Source organism: Candidatus Methylomirabilota bacterium (genome assembly GCA_035315345.1).
In the GTDB taxonomy this organism is placed as follows: Bacteria; Methylomirabilota; Methylomirabilia; order Rokubacteriales; family CSP1-6; genus CAMLFJ01.
The window spans coordinates 44186-59796 of sequence record DATFYA010000189.1 but is presented as its reverse complement, the minus strand read 5'-3'; the positions used below and the strand labels follow the sequence as shown (position 1 = coordinate 59796).

Sequence of the window (15611 nt, the reverse complement as noted above, 5' to 3'; positions counted from 1 at the left end):
GCTAGCCGCCCGCCGCGATGAGGCCGCGGTAGATCTCCCGGTAGCGGCGGATCAAGTCCGCCTCCTGGTAGTGCGCGCGCACGCGGGCCCGGGCGGCCCGGCCCATCTCCTCCCGCAGGCCCGGGTCGCGCGCCAGGCTCACGATGGCCTGCGCGGTCGCGCCCGGGTCGGCCAGGCCGGTCACGAGCCCGCTCGCCCCCAGCGCCCGATCCGCCGGCTCGCGGCCCTCGAGCAGCTCACGGCAGGCCCCCACGTCGGTGGACACCAGCGGGACGCCCGCGGCGGCCGCCTCCAGGATCACCAGCGGCAGCCCCTCCGAGATGCTGGTCAGCACCAGCACGTCGATGCGCGAGTAGATCTGCTTGACGTCCACGCGTCCGGTGAACTCGATGCGATCCGTGATCCCGAGGGTCGCGGCCAGGCTCCGGCACTCCGCGAGGTACTCCGGGTCCTCGTCGCCCGGGCCCGCGATCACCGCCCGCGCCCCCGGCACGTCGCCGGTCACGATCTTGACCGCGCGGATGAACGTCTTCACGTCCTTGATCGGCACCACGCGGCCCACGAAGCCGATGCGGAACTCGCCCGGCGCCGGCTCGGTCCGCGGCAGCGCCGCGAAGGGCTCCAGGTCGACGCCGTTCGGCACCACCAGGGTCTTGGCCGGGTCGGCCCCGTCGCGGATCTGGGCCTGGCGGTTGCCCTCGAAGATCGTCACGATCCGGTCGGCGTGCGCGTAGGTGATGCGCGACAGCCGATCGAACAGCCGGGCCCACAGCTCCTTGAAATACGCGGGACCGGCGGACAGGGTCATCGGCGCCTGCCGCTGCACGTAGATCCACTCGGCCTGGTCGATCTCCATGCGCCGCTCGCGCGAGTAGATGCCGTGCTCGGTGAGCAGCATCGGCCGATGCCGCCGCAGCCGCTGGGTCGCGGCCACGAAGCCGGCCCAGCCGGTGGAGACGGTGTGGTACACGGAAGCCTCGGGCACCGCCGCATGCAGCAGGCGGAAGATGGGCAGGTGCGTGAAGCGCCACGTCCAGAAATAGTCCAGGAACGAGATGTCGGGCGCCCGCTCCTCGTACAGGCGACGGACGATCTGCCACGACGGCTTGCCGTAGATGAAGTCGTGGACCGACGGGCCCGTGCCGGGGCGCGGGCACACGCCGTGGAGCAGCTCGCCGAGGCCGTCGGACCGGCCCGCCTTCAATTCCTCGTGATAGCGCCACATGGAGTCCCACGCGTCCGCGGACAGGCTCTCCCCGCTCACCGCCGGCTCGTCGCCACCGTGGATGCCCACGTCGACCAGGCTCACCACGTTGGGCGGCAGCCGGTAGCGCGGCTCGTGCGCCTCGCCCTGCGTGGCCGAGATGTGGAAGATCGCGAAGCGCAGCTCGGGCAGCGCCCCGACCAGCTGGTGGATCCACGCCGACACCCCGCCGGTCACGAACGGATAGGTGCCCTCGAGGATGAGACAGATGTCGGCGCCGGGCGCGCTCACGCCGCCGGCTCCTCCCCCGCCCACCAGCGCAGCGTCTCGTCGGCGCGCCCGGCGGCCGCCGCCTCGCGCGCGAGGGCGAGGAGGTCGCGCCACCGCCGTTGGCGGAAGAGGATCTCGGAGAGCAGCAGGTCGGCCTCGCCGGACGGCTCACGGCCCCGCGCTTCGCGCGCGAGCGCCTCGGCCTCGTCGACCTCGTCTCGCGCGAGCAGCACGCGCGCGAGCGCGCGCGCCGCCGACGGCCAGCCCGGCCGCAACGCCCATGCGCGGCGGTACGCGGTCTCCGCCTCGCCGAGCCAGTGGCGGCCCATGGTCGGATCCAGGATGCCGCTGGCCTGGTAGGCCGCGCACGCGTCGCCGTGCGCGAGCTGGCGCTCGGGGGAATCGGGCTCCCCGCGCCGCCCCTCCTCCGTCTGGCCGATCCGGCCCACGAGGCGCTCCTCCACGCGCTGCAGGGCCCCGGAGGCGGCGATCTGGGTATCCCGGTCGGGCGCCTGCAGGGCCTCGCGCAGCAGCGCGACCGAGGCGGCGTCCCCGCGCCGGGCCAGCAGGCCCACGCCCCAGCGCTGGGTCCGCGGATCGGCCGAGCGGATGAGGTCCGCCACCGGCTGCACCGACACCTGGGCCTGCAGCCACTCGAACACGCGGTCCACCGGCTCGGGCGCCTGCCCGGGTCCGGGCAGCTCGGCCATCTCCGCGTGCGCCCCCGCGTAGAGCCCCGACGGGGCGGCCCGCCGCTGCCAGAGCGCGATCGCCCCGATGCCGGCGAGCCCCAGCCCCGGCAGCGCCAGCACCAGGGCCGCGGCCAGGAAGCGCGCGTCGGGACGATCCCGCCGCCGGCTCCGCTCGACCAGGAGCGCGGCGGCCAGGTGCGCGCCGAGGGCGGCGAGCCACCATCCGAGCACCGCGCCGGACAGCGCGATCAGCTCGGCGAGCCAGGCCAGGGCGAAGGCGACGGTGGAGCTCAGGAGGCGACTCCGCCGGGCCGCTCGCGCACCGCGAGCACGCGGGTCGAGAACTCGAGATCCTGCGCCTCGTCGGCGTACGGGGCGAAGTGGAAGTTGGCGATCTCGCGGGACAGGCGATCGAGCACGATCTCGGCGCGCGCCGGCGCGGTCTCCGGCAGGATGATCGCGAACGAATCCTCGGTGGCGTAGCGGCAGACGATGTCGACGTCGCGGAGCGTGCGCGAGAACACCATCGACAGCACGCGTCCCAGCTCGGCCCGTCGCGCCGCATCCACCGCCCCGTAGCGGTGGATGCGGAAGATCAGCACCGAGAGGGGACGGCCGTAGCGATCCGCGCGCACCTCCTCCTCGTGGATGCGGCGCTGGTAGTAGGCGTAGGTGTAGGCGCGCACCAGCTCGTCCTCGATGGTGCGGGCACGCGCCCGCTCGTGCGCGCGCGCGTTCTCGAGCGCCCGCGCTCCCCAGTCCGCCACCAGGCCGAGCCGGTCGAGCGCGACCGGGGTCAGGCGCAGGAACGGCAGCGCGGTCACGGTGACGCAGCCGAGCAATGCCCCGCCGTCGGCGACGAGCGGCGCGGCCATGAGCAGGCTCGCGCTGGCGAGGTCCTCGACCGAGGCGTGCTGGCTCTGGTCGCGAACGCTCACCGGCCGCCCGAGCCGGATGGCCAGGCCGACCAGCCCCTCGTCGGGCCGGATCTCCGATCGGTCGGGCGGCGATCCCTCCGCCGCGCGCAGCCGCAGGAGGTCGCCCTCGAGAGCGTAGCACTGGCAGGCGTCGGCCTGCAGGAAGCGGCGCGCGGTGAGGGCGATCGCCGGGTAGAGGCGATCCGCCTCCAGCGTCTCGAGCGCACGGGCGGCGGTGTAGAGGCTGGACAGGGAGGCGCGCTCGTCGGCCACGCGCCGCTCGAGCTCGTGCTTGGCCTCGGTGGCGGCCATGAAGCGGACGGCCTGATCGGCCAGCTCCTGCTCGAGCGAGGCCACCCGCGCTTCCACCGCGCGCGTCTCGCGGAGGTGCGCCTCCCGCAGCGCTCCGAGGGCGAAGCCGGTGGCCAGCAGCAGGAGCGGGGTGACGTAGTGGTGCAGCGTTCGCAGCTCGGTCCAGCTCACGTGGTCCAGGCGTGCGACGATGCACCCCGCGATCGCCGCCGCGGTGACCAGTCCGCTCACGAGGCCCGCGCGCAATCCGTGGCGCGAGGCCACGATCGCGATCAACAGGAGCGCGGGATGCGGCTGCACGCCGAGCAGGCCCGGATCGCCGGGCGCGAGCAGGACGTTCAGGACCACGAGAGCGAGGAGGCCCGCGCCCAGCTCGACGAGGTACACGGGCGGACGACGGATGGGCCCGGCCACCCGGCGCTTACCGGGCTCGGGCGTCGCCCAGGGCGCCGGTCAGGTAGGCGGCCATCTCGTGCGTGACCTGTTGCGCGACGCGCGCGAGGCCATCCTCGCGGAACCAGGACGTGCCGACCCGCGCGTAGCTCGCGGTCCACACCACCTCGCCCGAGGTGACCTCGACGAGCCGGGCGGTCAGGCCCACCGCGGGCGTCTCGGAGAGCCCGGGCTTGTAGCGATACTCGGTCACCGAGCCCTGCAGCACGTGGCTCACCTGCAGGAGCCGGCCCACCCGCTGCGCCGAGGGCAGACGCGCCGCATCCGCGGGATCCAGGTTGTCGCGGCGAAGCAGATCGGCGACCTCGCTCGGGTCCATCACCGCGAACGCGCCGGTCGCCAGCAGCTCGGAGACGAGGAGATCGGACGCAGCCTGTCCCGCCCGCAGGGCCGCGGTCTGGTTCTCGAACGGCAGGACCGCGACCCGGCTGGGCCTCGCCGCGCCGGGCTTCACCCACTCCTGCACCGCGCTCGCGCATCCGAGCGCGGTGAGCAGCGCCGCCATCAACAGCATCACTCTCGGCCGCATGTCGGTCAGTATCGGATCTCGAGACGGCCGAGGAACGACTGCTCCTCGCCTCCGACCGTGGTCGATTCGGTGTTCCGAGTATAGAGCACGCGTGCGTCCAGCCAGGGACGAATTCGCCAGCGGCCCTCGCCGGTGACCTCGTACGACGTCAGCGCGCGATGGAGATCGCGCCGCCCGACCGCGCCGGCCTGCACCCGCAGCGCGGAGGTGACGTCCCAGCCCACGAGGCCGCCGAGGGCCACGATGTCCTCGCGCCGGATGAACACGACCTGGTCGCGCAGGGGGCTATCCGCGGTCGGCGTGTACTGGGAGAAGAACACCTGCGGGATCAGGGTCACCTGCACGCGGGTCCGCACCAGCTCGATCTCCGCGCGCGCCGCCGCTTCCCAGCGATTGCCGAGATCCTGGTGGGAGGCGCGGTAGTGGCGGAAGTCGTAGTGGAGGCCCAGCACCACCGGGGTCAGGATGCGCCGGGCCACGTCCACCGTCACCCGATCCGTGGTGCCGTTGAGCGGCACCGCCGAGACCGGATTGGTGAGCAGCTCGCGGATCGCGATGTCGAGGATCGCAGTGGTGGCGCGCGCGTCGTCGTACAGCGCGCCGAGCCGGCCGGTGGTGCGGAAGATGCTCTCGCGCCGCCGCGACTCCTCGGGCCCGGCCCACACCGTCACCGCCCGCGTGGCCTGGAAGCCGAGCGCGGCGAGCACGGTGCCGATCTCCTCGGTGAACGCGTTCTGGCTCTCGGAGTGATCCTGGTGATAGGTCCCGTAGCGGGAGCCGGCCCGGAGCCACCAGCGGTCGGCCAGCCAACCGACCCACACCGCCTCCTCGACGTGCTGGGTGGCCGACTGCTGCAGCAGCGAGTAGTGCCCCAGCTCGAAGCGCGGCGCGTGCGCGTAGACGATCTCTCGATGGGCCAGCAGCAGGTCCCGGTCCTCGGGGTGGGCCTCGAGCAGCCGGCCGTACAGATCCCGCGCCCGGCTCCACCGTCCCGCGGCCAGCTCCGCGGCGGCGAGATCGGCGGTGAGGCCCGCGTCGGCCGGCCGCTCGCGCGCGAGCGCGTCGAGCCGGCGGCCCGCCTCGGCGGGCGCGCCGCGCGCGAGATCGACGCGGGCGCGGAGCCGCCGCAGGCGCTCCGACGTGGGATCGTCGGCCAGGTACCGGTCGAGCGCGGCGGCCGCCTCGTCCATCAGGCCCACGTCGGCCAGCAGCTCCGCGTACTCCTCGCGCAGCGAGCGATCGTCGGGGCGACGCGAGAGCAGCGCGCGATAGGCGGCCAGCGCCTCCTCCACCCGCCCGAGCCGCACCAGGATGCGCGCCCGCATCGCCTCGGTCTCGACCGGATCCGCGGTCGGCGCTTCGGGCGCGGGCCCGCCGGCCTCCGGCGTCTGCCCGGAGACCGCCGAGGCCGAGCCGGCGAGGAGCAGGAGGGCGAGGAGCCCGCCGCGCCAGCCGGACCGAAGCCGGATCGCGTCGCTCACCGGGATCGGGGCGGCAGCAGCCGGAGGGCGCGCTCGTACTCGGCGCGCGCCCGCTCGTCGTGGTGATCGGCCGAGTACAGCTCGGCGAGCAGGTAGTGGACCTCGTAGTCGCCGCCCTTCACGCGATTGAATCGCTCCAGCGCGGTGCGCGCGCCGGGCGCGTCGTGGCTCCAGGCCATGAGCTGGCCCGCGCGCTTGAGGGCCTCCGCGTCATCGGGCTGCAGCTCGAGGAGCCCGCGATAGGCGCGTAGCGCGACGTCGTTGCGCGACATCGCGAGGCTCCGGCGGCCGACCTCGCGGAGGGCCTGCGCGTCGCGAGGCCGGGCGCGCATGACGCTCTCCCACTGCCGGAGCGCGGCGTCGCCGGCACCCGTCCAGTCGTAGAGCTGGGCGAGGGCCAGCCGCGCCTCGATCGCCTCCGGTCCGCGGCCGTCGGAAGCGGCCAGCACCGCCTCGTACTCCGCGATCGCCTCGGGATAGCGACCGAGATCGGTGAAGACCTTGGCGACCTTCACGCGATAGCTCGGACCCGCGGAGGGCGCGAAGCGCCGGTGCACGCGGAGGCCTTCGTCCACGCGCCCGGCCTGCGCGGCGAGCGCCAGGTAGCGCAGCACGAAGGGCTCGTCGAGCGGACGTCGCTCGACGAGCGGCTGGAGCAGCCGCAGCGCGTCCTGCAGCCGCCCGAGGCCCTCGGCGGCCTGCGCGGCCGCCTCGCGCAGCGCCGCGTCGTCGGGTCGGCGCGCGAGCCGACGCTCGGCCTCGCGCAGGAAATCGGCCGGGCGGTCCTGGAAGCGATACAGCTCGCCGAGGCGCACGAGGGCGGCCTCGGGCAGCGCGCCGCGGCGATCGAGCGCCTCGTAGACCGCGATGGCCTCGCGCTCCTGGTTGTTCCACTCGTAGAGCTGGGCCAGCCGCAGCGCGTCCGCGATCGCGCCCGGGTTCCCCTCGACGAGGCGACGCTGACGCGCGATCGCGTCGCCCATGCGGTTGGCGCCCACCAGGGCCTCGATCGCCTGTCGCGCGTACCGGTCGTCGCTCGGCGAGAGCGCGGCGAGGCGGTCGAGCGCGGCCACCGTCTCGCTCGGGTCGCCGGCGCCCTGGGCCAGCGCCGCCACGCGCTGCTGCAGGGCCCGGTCGCCCGGCCGCTCGCGCGCCACCCGCTGGAGGAGCGCCAGCGCGCGGCGCGGGTCGCTCGACCACTCGTAGAGCTGGGCCAGCGCCAGCGCGGCGTCCGTGCGCGACGGGGCGATCTCCACCGCCCGCTCGTAGGCGCCGATGGCCTCCGGACCCCGGTCCTGCTCGACGAGCAGCCGTCCCAGCTCCACCAGGACGTCGGCGTCGCGCGGGCGGAGCGCGGCCAGCTCCCGCTGCACCTCGAGGGCCCGCGGTCCGTCGCCGCGGGCCCGGTACCGCGCGACCAGCTGCCGCCGCGCGGTCTCGTCCCGCGGATCGGCCGCACGCTGGCGCTCGAGCAGGGCGATCTCCTCGACCTGCGCTGCGCCGCCGGGAGCGGGCAGCAGCCGGTCGCGGGCCTCGACATCCTTCGGGTCGAGCCGGGCCAGGACCTTCCACTGCTCGACCGCGCGATCCCCCTGCCCGATCGAGTCGTACAGCTGGGCCAGCCAGCGACGCGCGTCCGGATCGGTGGGGCGGCGGTGGACGTACGCCTCGAGCACGGCGGCGGCTTCGTCCTGGCGATTCAGGTTGCGGGCCGCGGTGGTCAGCTCGAGGACCGCCGACGGATCGGACGGAGTGAGAGCGACGAGCTTGCGCAGCACCGCCAGCTGTCGCTCGTAGTCTCCGCTCCAGAGATATGCGGTCAGGAGGCGCTCGAGCAACGGCCCGTCGTCGGGATGCGGCTCCGCGGTCAGCCGCTCCAGCACGGTCGCCGCCGCGGCCGGATTCTTGTTCCACTCGTACACGTCGGCCAGATTCAGCAGCAGGTCCCGGCGGCGCGGCGCGCGCTCCGCCGCGGCCACGAGCGCCGTGATCTGCCGATCGGGATCGCCGAGCGCCTCGTACGCCGACGCGAGGCCGACCCAGAGATTGGCGTCGCCCGGCTCGCCGCGGAGCGCCTCGGTGAAGACGTCCCGCGCCTGCGTGTACTGACGGCTCGCCAGGTAGGCCCAGCCGAGGTCCGCGCCCCACGGCAGCGAGAGCGCGAGCAGCGCGAGGGTGAGCAGCACGCCCACCGCCAGCTTCCAGCGCGCGATCTTCACGCGAGCCGGAACTCCACCTCACCCGCCTCGCCGCCGCGAACGACCAGGCGCCCGTCCGCGCTCACGCGGGAGCGAAGCCGGCGTGCCCCGCCGGCGTCGCGAATCTCCACGTCCGTCTCGCGCGCCGCGGGCAGCCCGGCGATCTCCACCTCCTTGGCCCCGATGCCCGCGACGGTGAGCGCGACGCGGCCATCCGCGTGCGACCACGCGGTCACGCGGTGGCTCGAGCGGGCCAGATAGGGTGCCCGCGCCGGCCGGTCGGTCAGCACCACGTGCGCGGGCTCGGGCCCGGCCAGGTGCACGTAGAGCGCGCCCTGATGGTGCACGAATCCCAGCACGCCCGACGAGCGCGCCAGATCCACCGAGGCGGCCGTGTCGTCGAAGCGGATGGTGCGGAGGGCGCCGTGCCGGTCGATCCGCCACCCCTCGGCGGTCCGGGCGATGCGCGCGGTGCGGAAGCCCTCGACGATGGCGAGGTATTCGCTGGTGAAGAGCGGCGCCAGCGGCTGTCGCAGCACCCACTCGTGCACCTCGTGCAGGGCGTGCAGCGAGGCCACCCGCTCGCCCGAGTAGTAGTGGTAGTAGACGTTCACCGGGGCTACCCGCCGCGGCGCCTCGGTGTTCTCGAAGGTCTGGATCACGTAGCGGAACCCGTAGAAGGGCCCCGTCCAGAGGTTGGTGTACAGATTCTCGTTGGAGCCGGAGGTGTACGTCTGCCACTGCGTCCCCACCTGCCGCATGAGCGGGGCCACCCGCGTGTAGCTGGGCCACTGGCGGTCCCGCATCGGATCGCCCCCGTTGATGTTGGGCACCCCGAGCCGGGCGAGGATCGCGATGGCGTCCTCGCTCACCCGCGTCGAGCCCGACCACTGGAAGAGCCGCACCCGCTTGCCGGGCGGCAGGAGCCGCTCCTCCATGTAGCGAATGGCGCCCGCGGTCTCGGTCTCGACCGCGTAGGGCACCCGCGGCAGGTCGAAGCTGCGCGTCCGCTTCTCCCAGTCGAGCGGATGCGTGTACGAGTGGCTCCCCGCCTCGACGTTGGGCCGCGCGTAGATGGCCCGGGCCAGCTGGTGGAACTCGGGCGAGCCGAGCAGCGTCGGCTCCACCTCGGCCACCACCACCGAGACGCTGATCGGCAACCGGTAGCGGGACAGGATCTCGTCCAGGATGATCTGGCCGCTCGACGCGCCCGCGCGCACCTCCGAGCGGTTGCGAAGGCCGTCGCCGTCGATGTGGGAATAGAAGATGCGCCGCCCGTACTGGGTGGTGGTGTCCGGCCGCGGCCAGTCCCCGACGCCGAGCGCCTCGCGGAAGAAGGCGAACGGATCGATCCACCACTGCGCGCCCGCCTCGCCGGGAAACTGGAAGCGCACGTACTCCGCGGCCGCGAACCCGCCCCAGGGGCCGGTGACCACCATCGCGCTCTCGGAGTCGGGCAGATCGCGTCGGGCCAGCACGAGGTGGGCCCGGCTGCCCGGCGCCCGCGCCACGACCTGCTGATAGTAGGGCAGGCCGGGCGGCAGCTTCCGCTCGAACTCCATCATCGTCGGGTCCTTGCGCCGCAGCTCGATGACCCGCTGGTTACCCGTCCAGTTGCCAAGGAACTGCAGCCCGGTGGGCGCGAGCGCCTCGTTCACGGCCTCCAGATCCACCGTCTTGAGCGTCTTGCGGTCGCGAAGGGCGCCCAGCTGGCCCAGGATCACGACGCGGCGCCCGGCCCGCGTCTGGGCGCCGAGCCAGCGCAGGTAGGCGAGCGGGTCCGCCATCTCGTCGGTCTGGAACCAGGTGACGATGCCGCGGTAGCGGCCCATGACCTTCTCGTCGGGCAGCCCGCGGTCGATGTCGTAGTACTCCACCATCAGCCCGAGCCAGTTCAGCGGCATCTGGGCCCACGCGTGGACCTCGTTGTTCGTCGCGGTCATCTTGCGGCGGCCCGACACGTCGTTGTCGGGATCGCTCGACTTGTACAGCGCGAGGACGTAGCGCGGCAGGTCGGCGGCGGCCGGCGCAGACGGCGGCGCCGGCGCGGCGCGGGCGGACGATCCGGCGCGCAGGGCGAGCGCGCCCGCCGCGGCGGCCGAGCGCCGGAGCAACGCGCGCCGCGAGAACCGTCCGCTCATGGCGGCGAGAGGGTGAGCAGCGAGACGCGGTCGAGGCCGATGGTGGAGACGTACGGGACGAATCCACGGGCGCGCGAGCGCCGGATGAGCTCGGACGGCCAGCGCGCGTTCGGCTCGGCCGCCGCGTACTCGATGGTGAACACGGGCAGCCCCAGGGCGGCCACCCGCGCGAGCAGGCCGGCCCGCGCCTCCGCCTCCTCGGCCGGTCGCACGCGGTACCGCTGCGCCTTGAAATCGTAGTCGCTCCAGATCGATTCGAGCGCCACCGCGTCGACGGCCTCGGGGCGGCGCTCCACCACCGGGAGCCCGCCGTTGAGCATGAGGAGCGCGCGGGGGTTGCGGCGCTTCATCTCGCCGAGCACGCGCTCGAGGGCCTGGGCCATCCCGGCGTGGCGCGCCGGATCGGTGTGTTCGAGATCGAGGGCGGAGTCGGCGGTGTCGAGGAAGAGGCCGTTCACCGGACCGGCGAGGGCCGCCGGCACCACCCGATCGAGGAGCCAGCGCCGATAGGCCTCGGCCCGCACGTCGAGTCGTCGCGCGTCCGGCCAGCTGGGATTCGGCGCGAGCACCCACGGCTCGTCCTTGATCGCCGCGTACTCGGGATGACTCGTGTTCACCTCCCCGAGGCTCACATAGGTGAGGACGACCGCCCCGTGCCGCTTGATCACGGGCAGCGGGGGGTGCCCATGCGGGTCGAGCACCACCACGTCGAAGCGGGCGAGATCGGGTCCCGCCGATGCCTCGGCCCCGTAGTAGACGACCCAGGTGCGCACGCCCGCGAGCGGGCGAATCATCGGCGGCGCGGACGCTCCGCCGGCCGGCGCCGTCGCCCCGCCGAGCCCGAGGGCCAGGGCGGCGGCGATCAGGCGCCGGGTCAGGCCCACGCGCCGAGCGCCTCCGCCCGGCTGGCGTGCACCGTGATGGCCTTCACGAGGCGGGTCATCTCGAAGATGGCGCGCACGTCGTCCTGCAGCCCGCAGAGGCGCATGTCGCCGCCCGCCCCGCGCGCGTGCTTCATCGACGCGACGAGAGCGCCGAGGCCCGAGCTGTCCACGTAACCGACGTGGTCCAGATCGATCAGGAGCTTGCGGCCGCCCTTGTCCACCAGATCGGTCAGCGTCCGCTTCATCTGATCCGCCGCCGCCATGTCCAGATCGCCCTGGGGCGCCACCACCGAGATCGTGCCCGACTTGGTCACTTCGATGTCCATGGTCTCTCCTGGCCGGACCGGCGCCCGGTCGTCGATGAACCCGACGGCCGGACTCGCGGCCCGCCGGTACTTCGTGAGCGTCCAGCGGGTGCCCCGCTCGCGCTGCACGTCCACCGCGAGCGAGTCCGCGATGCGGCGGACGAGGTGGATGCCCATGCCGTGCTCGGGCAGCGATTCCAGATCCGGCTCCACGTAGCGCGAGGCATCGAAGGTCTTGCCCCAGTCCTCCACCTCGATCTCGACCCGGTCGTCGTAGCCGCGCACCGAGACATCGATGGACTGGCCGCCCCGGCCCTCGTAGGCGTGCTCGATCGAGTTGGCGCACAGCTCGCCGACCGCCAGCAGCAGCTCCGAGCCGGTGGCCCGGTCGACGCCGAGGCCCGCCAGCGCGCCCCGCAGCCACTGCCGGAGCCGGCCGAGGTGCTCGGCCTCGCTCGACATGGTGAAGCGGCCGGGCGCCGCGGTCCCGTTCATTCCACGGTCACGCTCTTGGCCAGGTTCCTCGGCTGGTCCACGTCGCAGCCCTTCAGCACCGCGGTGTGATACGCGAGCATCTGCAGCGGCAGGACCAGCATGATCGGCTCGAGCCATGGCGAAGTGGGCGGCACCACGAGGATGCGATCGGCAGTGCCGGCCGGGGTGTCGGCGTCGACGGTGAGCAGCAGGACGTGGGCCTCCCGCGCGCGGACCTCGGCCAGGTTGCTCAGCAGCTTGGTCTGGTCCGGCCCCGCGCCGGCCACCGCCACCACCGGGAAGCGCGGATCGATCAGCGCGATCGGCCCGTGCTTCATCTCGCCCGCCGGATAGCCCTCCGCGTGGATGTAGGAGATCTCCTTCAGCTTGAGGGCGCCCTCGAGGGCCACCGGATAGTTGATGCCGCGCCCGAGGTACAGCACGCTCCGCGCCTCCTGCAGCCGCCGCGCCTCCTCGAGGACGTCGGCCTCGAGCCGCAGCGCGTGCTCGAGCAGCCCGGGCAAGCGCAGCATGTGATCGAGCAGCTGCCCCGCGTCGGCCGGGCTCAGGGCGCCGCGCGTGATCCCGAGGTGGATCGCCAGCATGGCCAGGCTGAGCAGCTGTCCGGTGAACGCCTTGGTGGACGCGACCCCGATCTCGGGCCCCACCAGGGTCTGAATGACGCCATCCGACTCCCGGACCATGGACGAGCGCGGCGAGTTGCAGATGGTCAGGGTCGGCACGCGGCGCCCCTTCACCGCCCGAAGCGCGGTCAGGGTGTCGGCGGTCTCCCCCGACTGCGAGATGGTGATCAGCAGCGAGTGGCGCGGCAGCAGGGCCGCGGTACCGCGGAACTCGGAGGCGTAGTCGACCCGCACCGGGATCCCGGCGAGCCCCTCGATCAGATAGCGGCCGACGAGCCCCGCGTGCCACGACGTTCCGCACGCCACGATCTGCACGTGCTCCAGCTCGCGCATGGCCGCGGCGGTGAGGCCGAGATCGGAGAGCACGACGTCGCGGCCCCCCGCCGCGAGCCGTCCGGAGATCGTCTGCGCGAGGACGCGCGGCTGCTCGTGGATCTCCTTCGCCATGAAATGGCGATGGCCCTCCTTCTGAACGACGAGGCTCTCCCGATCCACCCGGTGACGCGGCCGGTTCGCGAGCACGCCGTCGACGTCGGTGATGCGGACCCCGGAGGCCTTCACGACGCAGACGTCGCCGTCCTCCAGGTAGGTCACCTCGGTGGCGTATTGCTGGATGGCGAGCACGTCCGAGGCGACCAGGTACTCGTCCGGGCCATAGCCGACCACCAGCGGGCTCGAGCGCCGCGCGGCCAGGATCAGGTCGGGCTCGCGCGCCGAGACGAGGGCCAGGGCGTAGCTGCCCTCGAGCCGCCGCAGCGTGGCCCGGAACGCCGCCTCCAACCCCACCCCCTGCGCCATGTGGTAGGCGACGAGCTGCGGGACCACCTCGGTATCGGTGGCCGAGGAGAAGACGCAGCCCTCGGCCTCGAGCTTCTGGCGGATCTCGAGATAGTTCTCGATGATGCCGTTGTGGACCACCGCGATGGTCTGCGCCGCGTCGGTGTGCGGGTGGGTGTTGGCCACCGTCGGGGCGCCGTGAGTGGCCCAGCGGGTGTGGCCGACGCCGACGTGCGCCTCCACCGGCTCCCGCAGGATCTCGCGCTCGAGATTGGCGATCTTGCCGACCTGCCGGCGCAGCTTCAGAACGCCGTCCAGCGGCGTGGCCAGGCCGGCCGAATCGTATCCCCGATACTCGAGCCGTTTCAGGCCGTCGACGACCACGATCTCCGCGAAATTGCTCCCGATATAGCCGACGATCCCACACATTCGACACGAGTATAACAGTGAGGACGGATCGATCGGATGCGATGGGAGCGGCGATGACGCGAAGCATCGAAACGAGGCTGTCAGGGGCGCGGCGGGCGCCCGGTGCGCCCGCCGGGGGCGTGTTACCGGGCGCGTGAGAGGCCGAGCTGCGCGCCCACCGGGTAGCCGTTCCGGTCCCGGCGATACGGATCGGCGGTCACGGCAGCGCGCCAGGCCTGATACCGGCGCTCGTCCTGCCAGCGCCGCAGCGCCCACACTGCCAGCCCCACCGCGACGCCACCCAGCGCGACGACGCAGACCGCCGCGCCGCGCTTCATCAGCTTCTCCAGCACCAGCCCATCCTTGACGGGCGTGTCCATGTCCAGCCTCCTCGACCTCGTCAGCAGCCTGCGGTGGTCGAGGAGCAAGACGTGGGCCACGCGAGAGTCGGCCGGAAATCAGCTAGTTGGTTCACCATCGACGAGGTCCGCTGCCGAGCTTGTCAGGCCCGGCGGCCAGAGTTTGTCAGGCGGCATCGAGCGCCTCATCATAAACGTGCGTCCTTGCAGTGCGCAAAATCTGGCGCTCTTCTTGCTCTTCGTCCAGCCATGGCGTCGTTACGATCCAAGATCGTCGGCGGAACCTTGCTCGGCCTGCTCGTCCTCACGCTCGCCGTCGCGCTACTCGTCCGGTCCGCCCGCGAGGTCCGGCCGGTCGCCGAGACCCCGGTCGTCGCGGCTCCCGAGCCGGCGCCGGCCGCGGCGGTCCCGGAGCCCGCGCCGCGGCCCTCGCGCTCGAAGGGCCAGAGCGACTGGATGTTCTTCTTCCGCGCCGGGGATACGCTGAGCCGCATGGCCGACGGGGTCGCCCTCGGGACCGTGGTCCGGCTCGAGCGCTCGCATTCGTTCCCCGACGGTTCCGTCGGCCCCGCCTACATCGTCCGCTCGGCCGAGCAGCAGGACGCCGCCTTCGACGCGGACGAGCTCGAGCGCAGCGCGCGAATCGAGGCCATTCGAGAGACCGCCCGGCCCCCCATCGGCACCCGCCCCCGGTGACGGCGCGCCGATGATCGCGAGGTTCACATGGACGGTGACAATGCGACTCTCGACACGATCTTCCTGGTCGTCGGAGCGGTGCTGATCTTGCTGACCGGCCTGCGAGTCTCGCGTCGTCGCTCGGACAAGAAGCCGATGGAAGGTCAGCGCGCCTTCACGATCGGCATCCTGGTCTGGCTCGCGCTGATGGGCGTGGCCCTCTACATGATCTTCGGCTGAGGCCCCGCCGCGCTCACTGACTGACCGCCTGCTTCCATCCCACCGCGGCCGCCGCGTTGGCGGGCTGCGGCGCGGTGCAGGCCGCTCCCCGGGCGCCCACGCTGGCGGTGCCGCTCTTCACCGCGCAGACCCCGAACGGCGTCCCGAACTCGGCGCTGCCGCTCACCACCGTGAGCGCGCTCTGTCCGTCCTCCGCCACCTTCACGTCGACCTCGGCGTCGCGCACCGTCGCGACCGCGGCCGGTGTCTCGATCTCCAGCGCGCCCGGGCCGCTGCCCCCCTTGGCCCACACCTCGCCCTGACTCACGCGCAAAATGCGGATCGTCCCCGCCGCCTTCTCCCAGCGCGAAAGGATCTTCAGCGAGGTCTTCTCGTTGAGCGCCACCGGCGCGCCCGGACGCAGCTGCACCATGGCCTGGCTGCCCGGCTCGGTGCGGAGCACGTCGCCCTCGAAGAGCGGCAGCGAGCCGCGCCCCTGCAACCGATGCTCGATGCCGTCGGTCCTCACCACCACCAGCGTGCCCACCGCATTCTGCGCGGTGCCCACCGGCACGCCCTGCGCGACCGCGTCGGACGGCGCCAGCGACCACGCGGCCCACGCCAGCGCGGCCGCGAGACTCCCGGATGCGATGCGGCCCACGGCGCCCC

14 protein-coding genes are annotated in these 15611 nt (G+C 73.2%); 2 read left to right on the top strand and 12 right to left on the bottom strand.

Annotated elements, in window-relative coordinates; all coding sequences use genetic code 11:
- Nucleotide 1 precedes the first annotated feature (1 nt).
- The 11 genes from pelF to VKN16_24290 all read right to left on the bottom strand — a co-directional run bounded on the left by pelF (nucleotide 2) and on the right by VKN16_24290 (nucleotide 14069).
- Nucleotides 2–1495 (bottom strand): GT4 family glycosyltransferase PelF, encoded by a 1494-nt coding sequence (gene pelF, locus VKN16_24340; GenBank protein HME97347.1) that lies wholly within the window; start codon nucleotides 1493–1495, stop codon nucleotides 2–4.
- Nucleotides 1492–2397, bottom strand: coding sequence for a hypothetical protein (locus tag VKN16_24335; protein ID HME97346.1), 906 nt, complete (start codon nucleotides 2395–2397; stop codon nucleotides 1492–1494). Before VKN16_24335 ends, pelF begins: the two co-directional genes overlap by 4 nt.
- 59 nt (nucleotides 2398–2456) lie before the next feature.
- Nucleotides 2457–3809 carry a GAF domain-containing protein gene (locus VKN16_24330; protein ID HME97345.1) on the bottom strand — a complete coding sequence of 451 codons (1353 nt, stop codon included), beginning with the start codon at nucleotides 3807–3809 and terminating at the stop codon, nucleotides 2457–2459.
- A gap of 7 nt (nucleotides 3810–3816) precedes the next feature.
- Nucleotides 3817–4377, bottom strand: coding sequence for a CsgG/HfaB family protein (locus VKN16_24325; protein ID HME97344.1), 561 nt, complete (start codon nucleotides 4375–4377; stop codon nucleotides 3817–3819).
- A 5-nt stretch (nucleotides 4378–4382) separates the two neighbouring features.
- Nucleotides 4383–5858, bottom strand: coding sequence for a tetratricopeptide repeat protein (locus tag VKN16_24320; protein ID HME97343.1), 1476 nt, complete (start codon nucleotides 5856–5858; stop codon nucleotides 4383–4385).
- On the bottom strand, nucleotides 5855–8077 hold the full coding sequence (locus VKN16_24315; protein ID HME97342.1) for a tetratricopeptide repeat protein: 2223 nt from the start codon (nucleotides 8075–8077) through the stop codon (nucleotides 5855–5857). Before VKN16_24315 ends, VKN16_24320 begins: the two co-directional genes overlap by 4 nt.
- Entirely contained in the window at nucleotides 8074–10197 is a 2124-nt protein-coding gene (locus VKN16_24310) for a hypothetical protein (GenBank protein ID HME97341.1), read from the bottom strand. The genes VKN16_24315 and VKN16_24310 overlap by 4 nt, the downstream gene beginning before the upstream one ends.
- The gene (locus VKN16_24305) at nucleotides 10194–11081 is read right to left on the bottom strand and encodes an endo alpha-1,4 polygalactosaminidase (GenBank protein HME97340.1); all 888 of its coding nucleotides are present in this window, start codon (nucleotides 11079–11081) and stop codon (nucleotides 10194–10196) included. The genes VKN16_24310 and VKN16_24305 overlap by 4 nt, the downstream gene beginning before the upstream one ends.
- Nucleotides 11072–11881 carry an anti-sigma factor antagonist gene (locus VKN16_24300; protein ID HME97339.1) on the bottom strand — a complete coding sequence of 270 codons (810 nt, stop codon included), beginning with the start codon at nucleotides 11879–11881 and terminating at the stop codon, nucleotides 11072–11074. Before VKN16_24300 ends, VKN16_24305 begins: the two co-directional genes overlap by 10 nt.
- A complete protein-coding gene (gene glmS, locus VKN16_24295) occupies nucleotides 11878–13710 on the bottom strand; it encodes a glutamine--fructose-6-phosphate transaminase (isomerizing) (protein ID HME97338.1) in 1833 nt (610 codons plus the stop codon). The genes VKN16_24300 and glmS overlap by 4 nt, the downstream gene beginning before the upstream one ends.
- Before the next feature lie 122 nt (nucleotides 13711–13832).
- Entirely contained in the window at nucleotides 13833–14069 is a 237-nt protein-coding gene (locus VKN16_24290) for a hypothetical protein (protein ID HME97337.1), read from the bottom strand.
- Nucleotides 14070–14297: 228 nt separating this feature from the next.
- Between VKN16_24290 and VKN16_24285 the strand changes: the two genes are divergently transcribed.
- Complete coding sequence (locus VKN16_24285) at nucleotides 14298–14744, top strand: hypothetical protein (GenBank protein HME97336.1); 447 nt, start codon at nucleotides 14298–14300, stop codon at nucleotides 14742–14744.
- A 27-nt stretch (nucleotides 14745–14771) separates the two neighbouring features.
- On the top strand, nucleotides 14772–14963 hold the full coding sequence (locus VKN16_24280; protein HME97335.1) for a hypothetical protein: 192 nt from the start codon (nucleotides 14772–14774) through the stop codon (nucleotides 14961–14963).
- Nucleotides 14964–14976: 13 nt separating this feature from the next.
- On the opposite strand, the gene VKN16_24275 is transcribed toward VKN16_24280, so the two are convergent.
- Nucleotides 14977–15603 carry a FecR family protein gene (locus VKN16_24275; protein HME97334.1) on the bottom strand — a complete coding sequence of 209 codons (627 nt, stop codon included), beginning with the start codon at nucleotides 15601–15603 and terminating at the stop codon, nucleotides 14977–14979.
- Nucleotides 15604–15611: the final 8 nt, after the last annotated feature.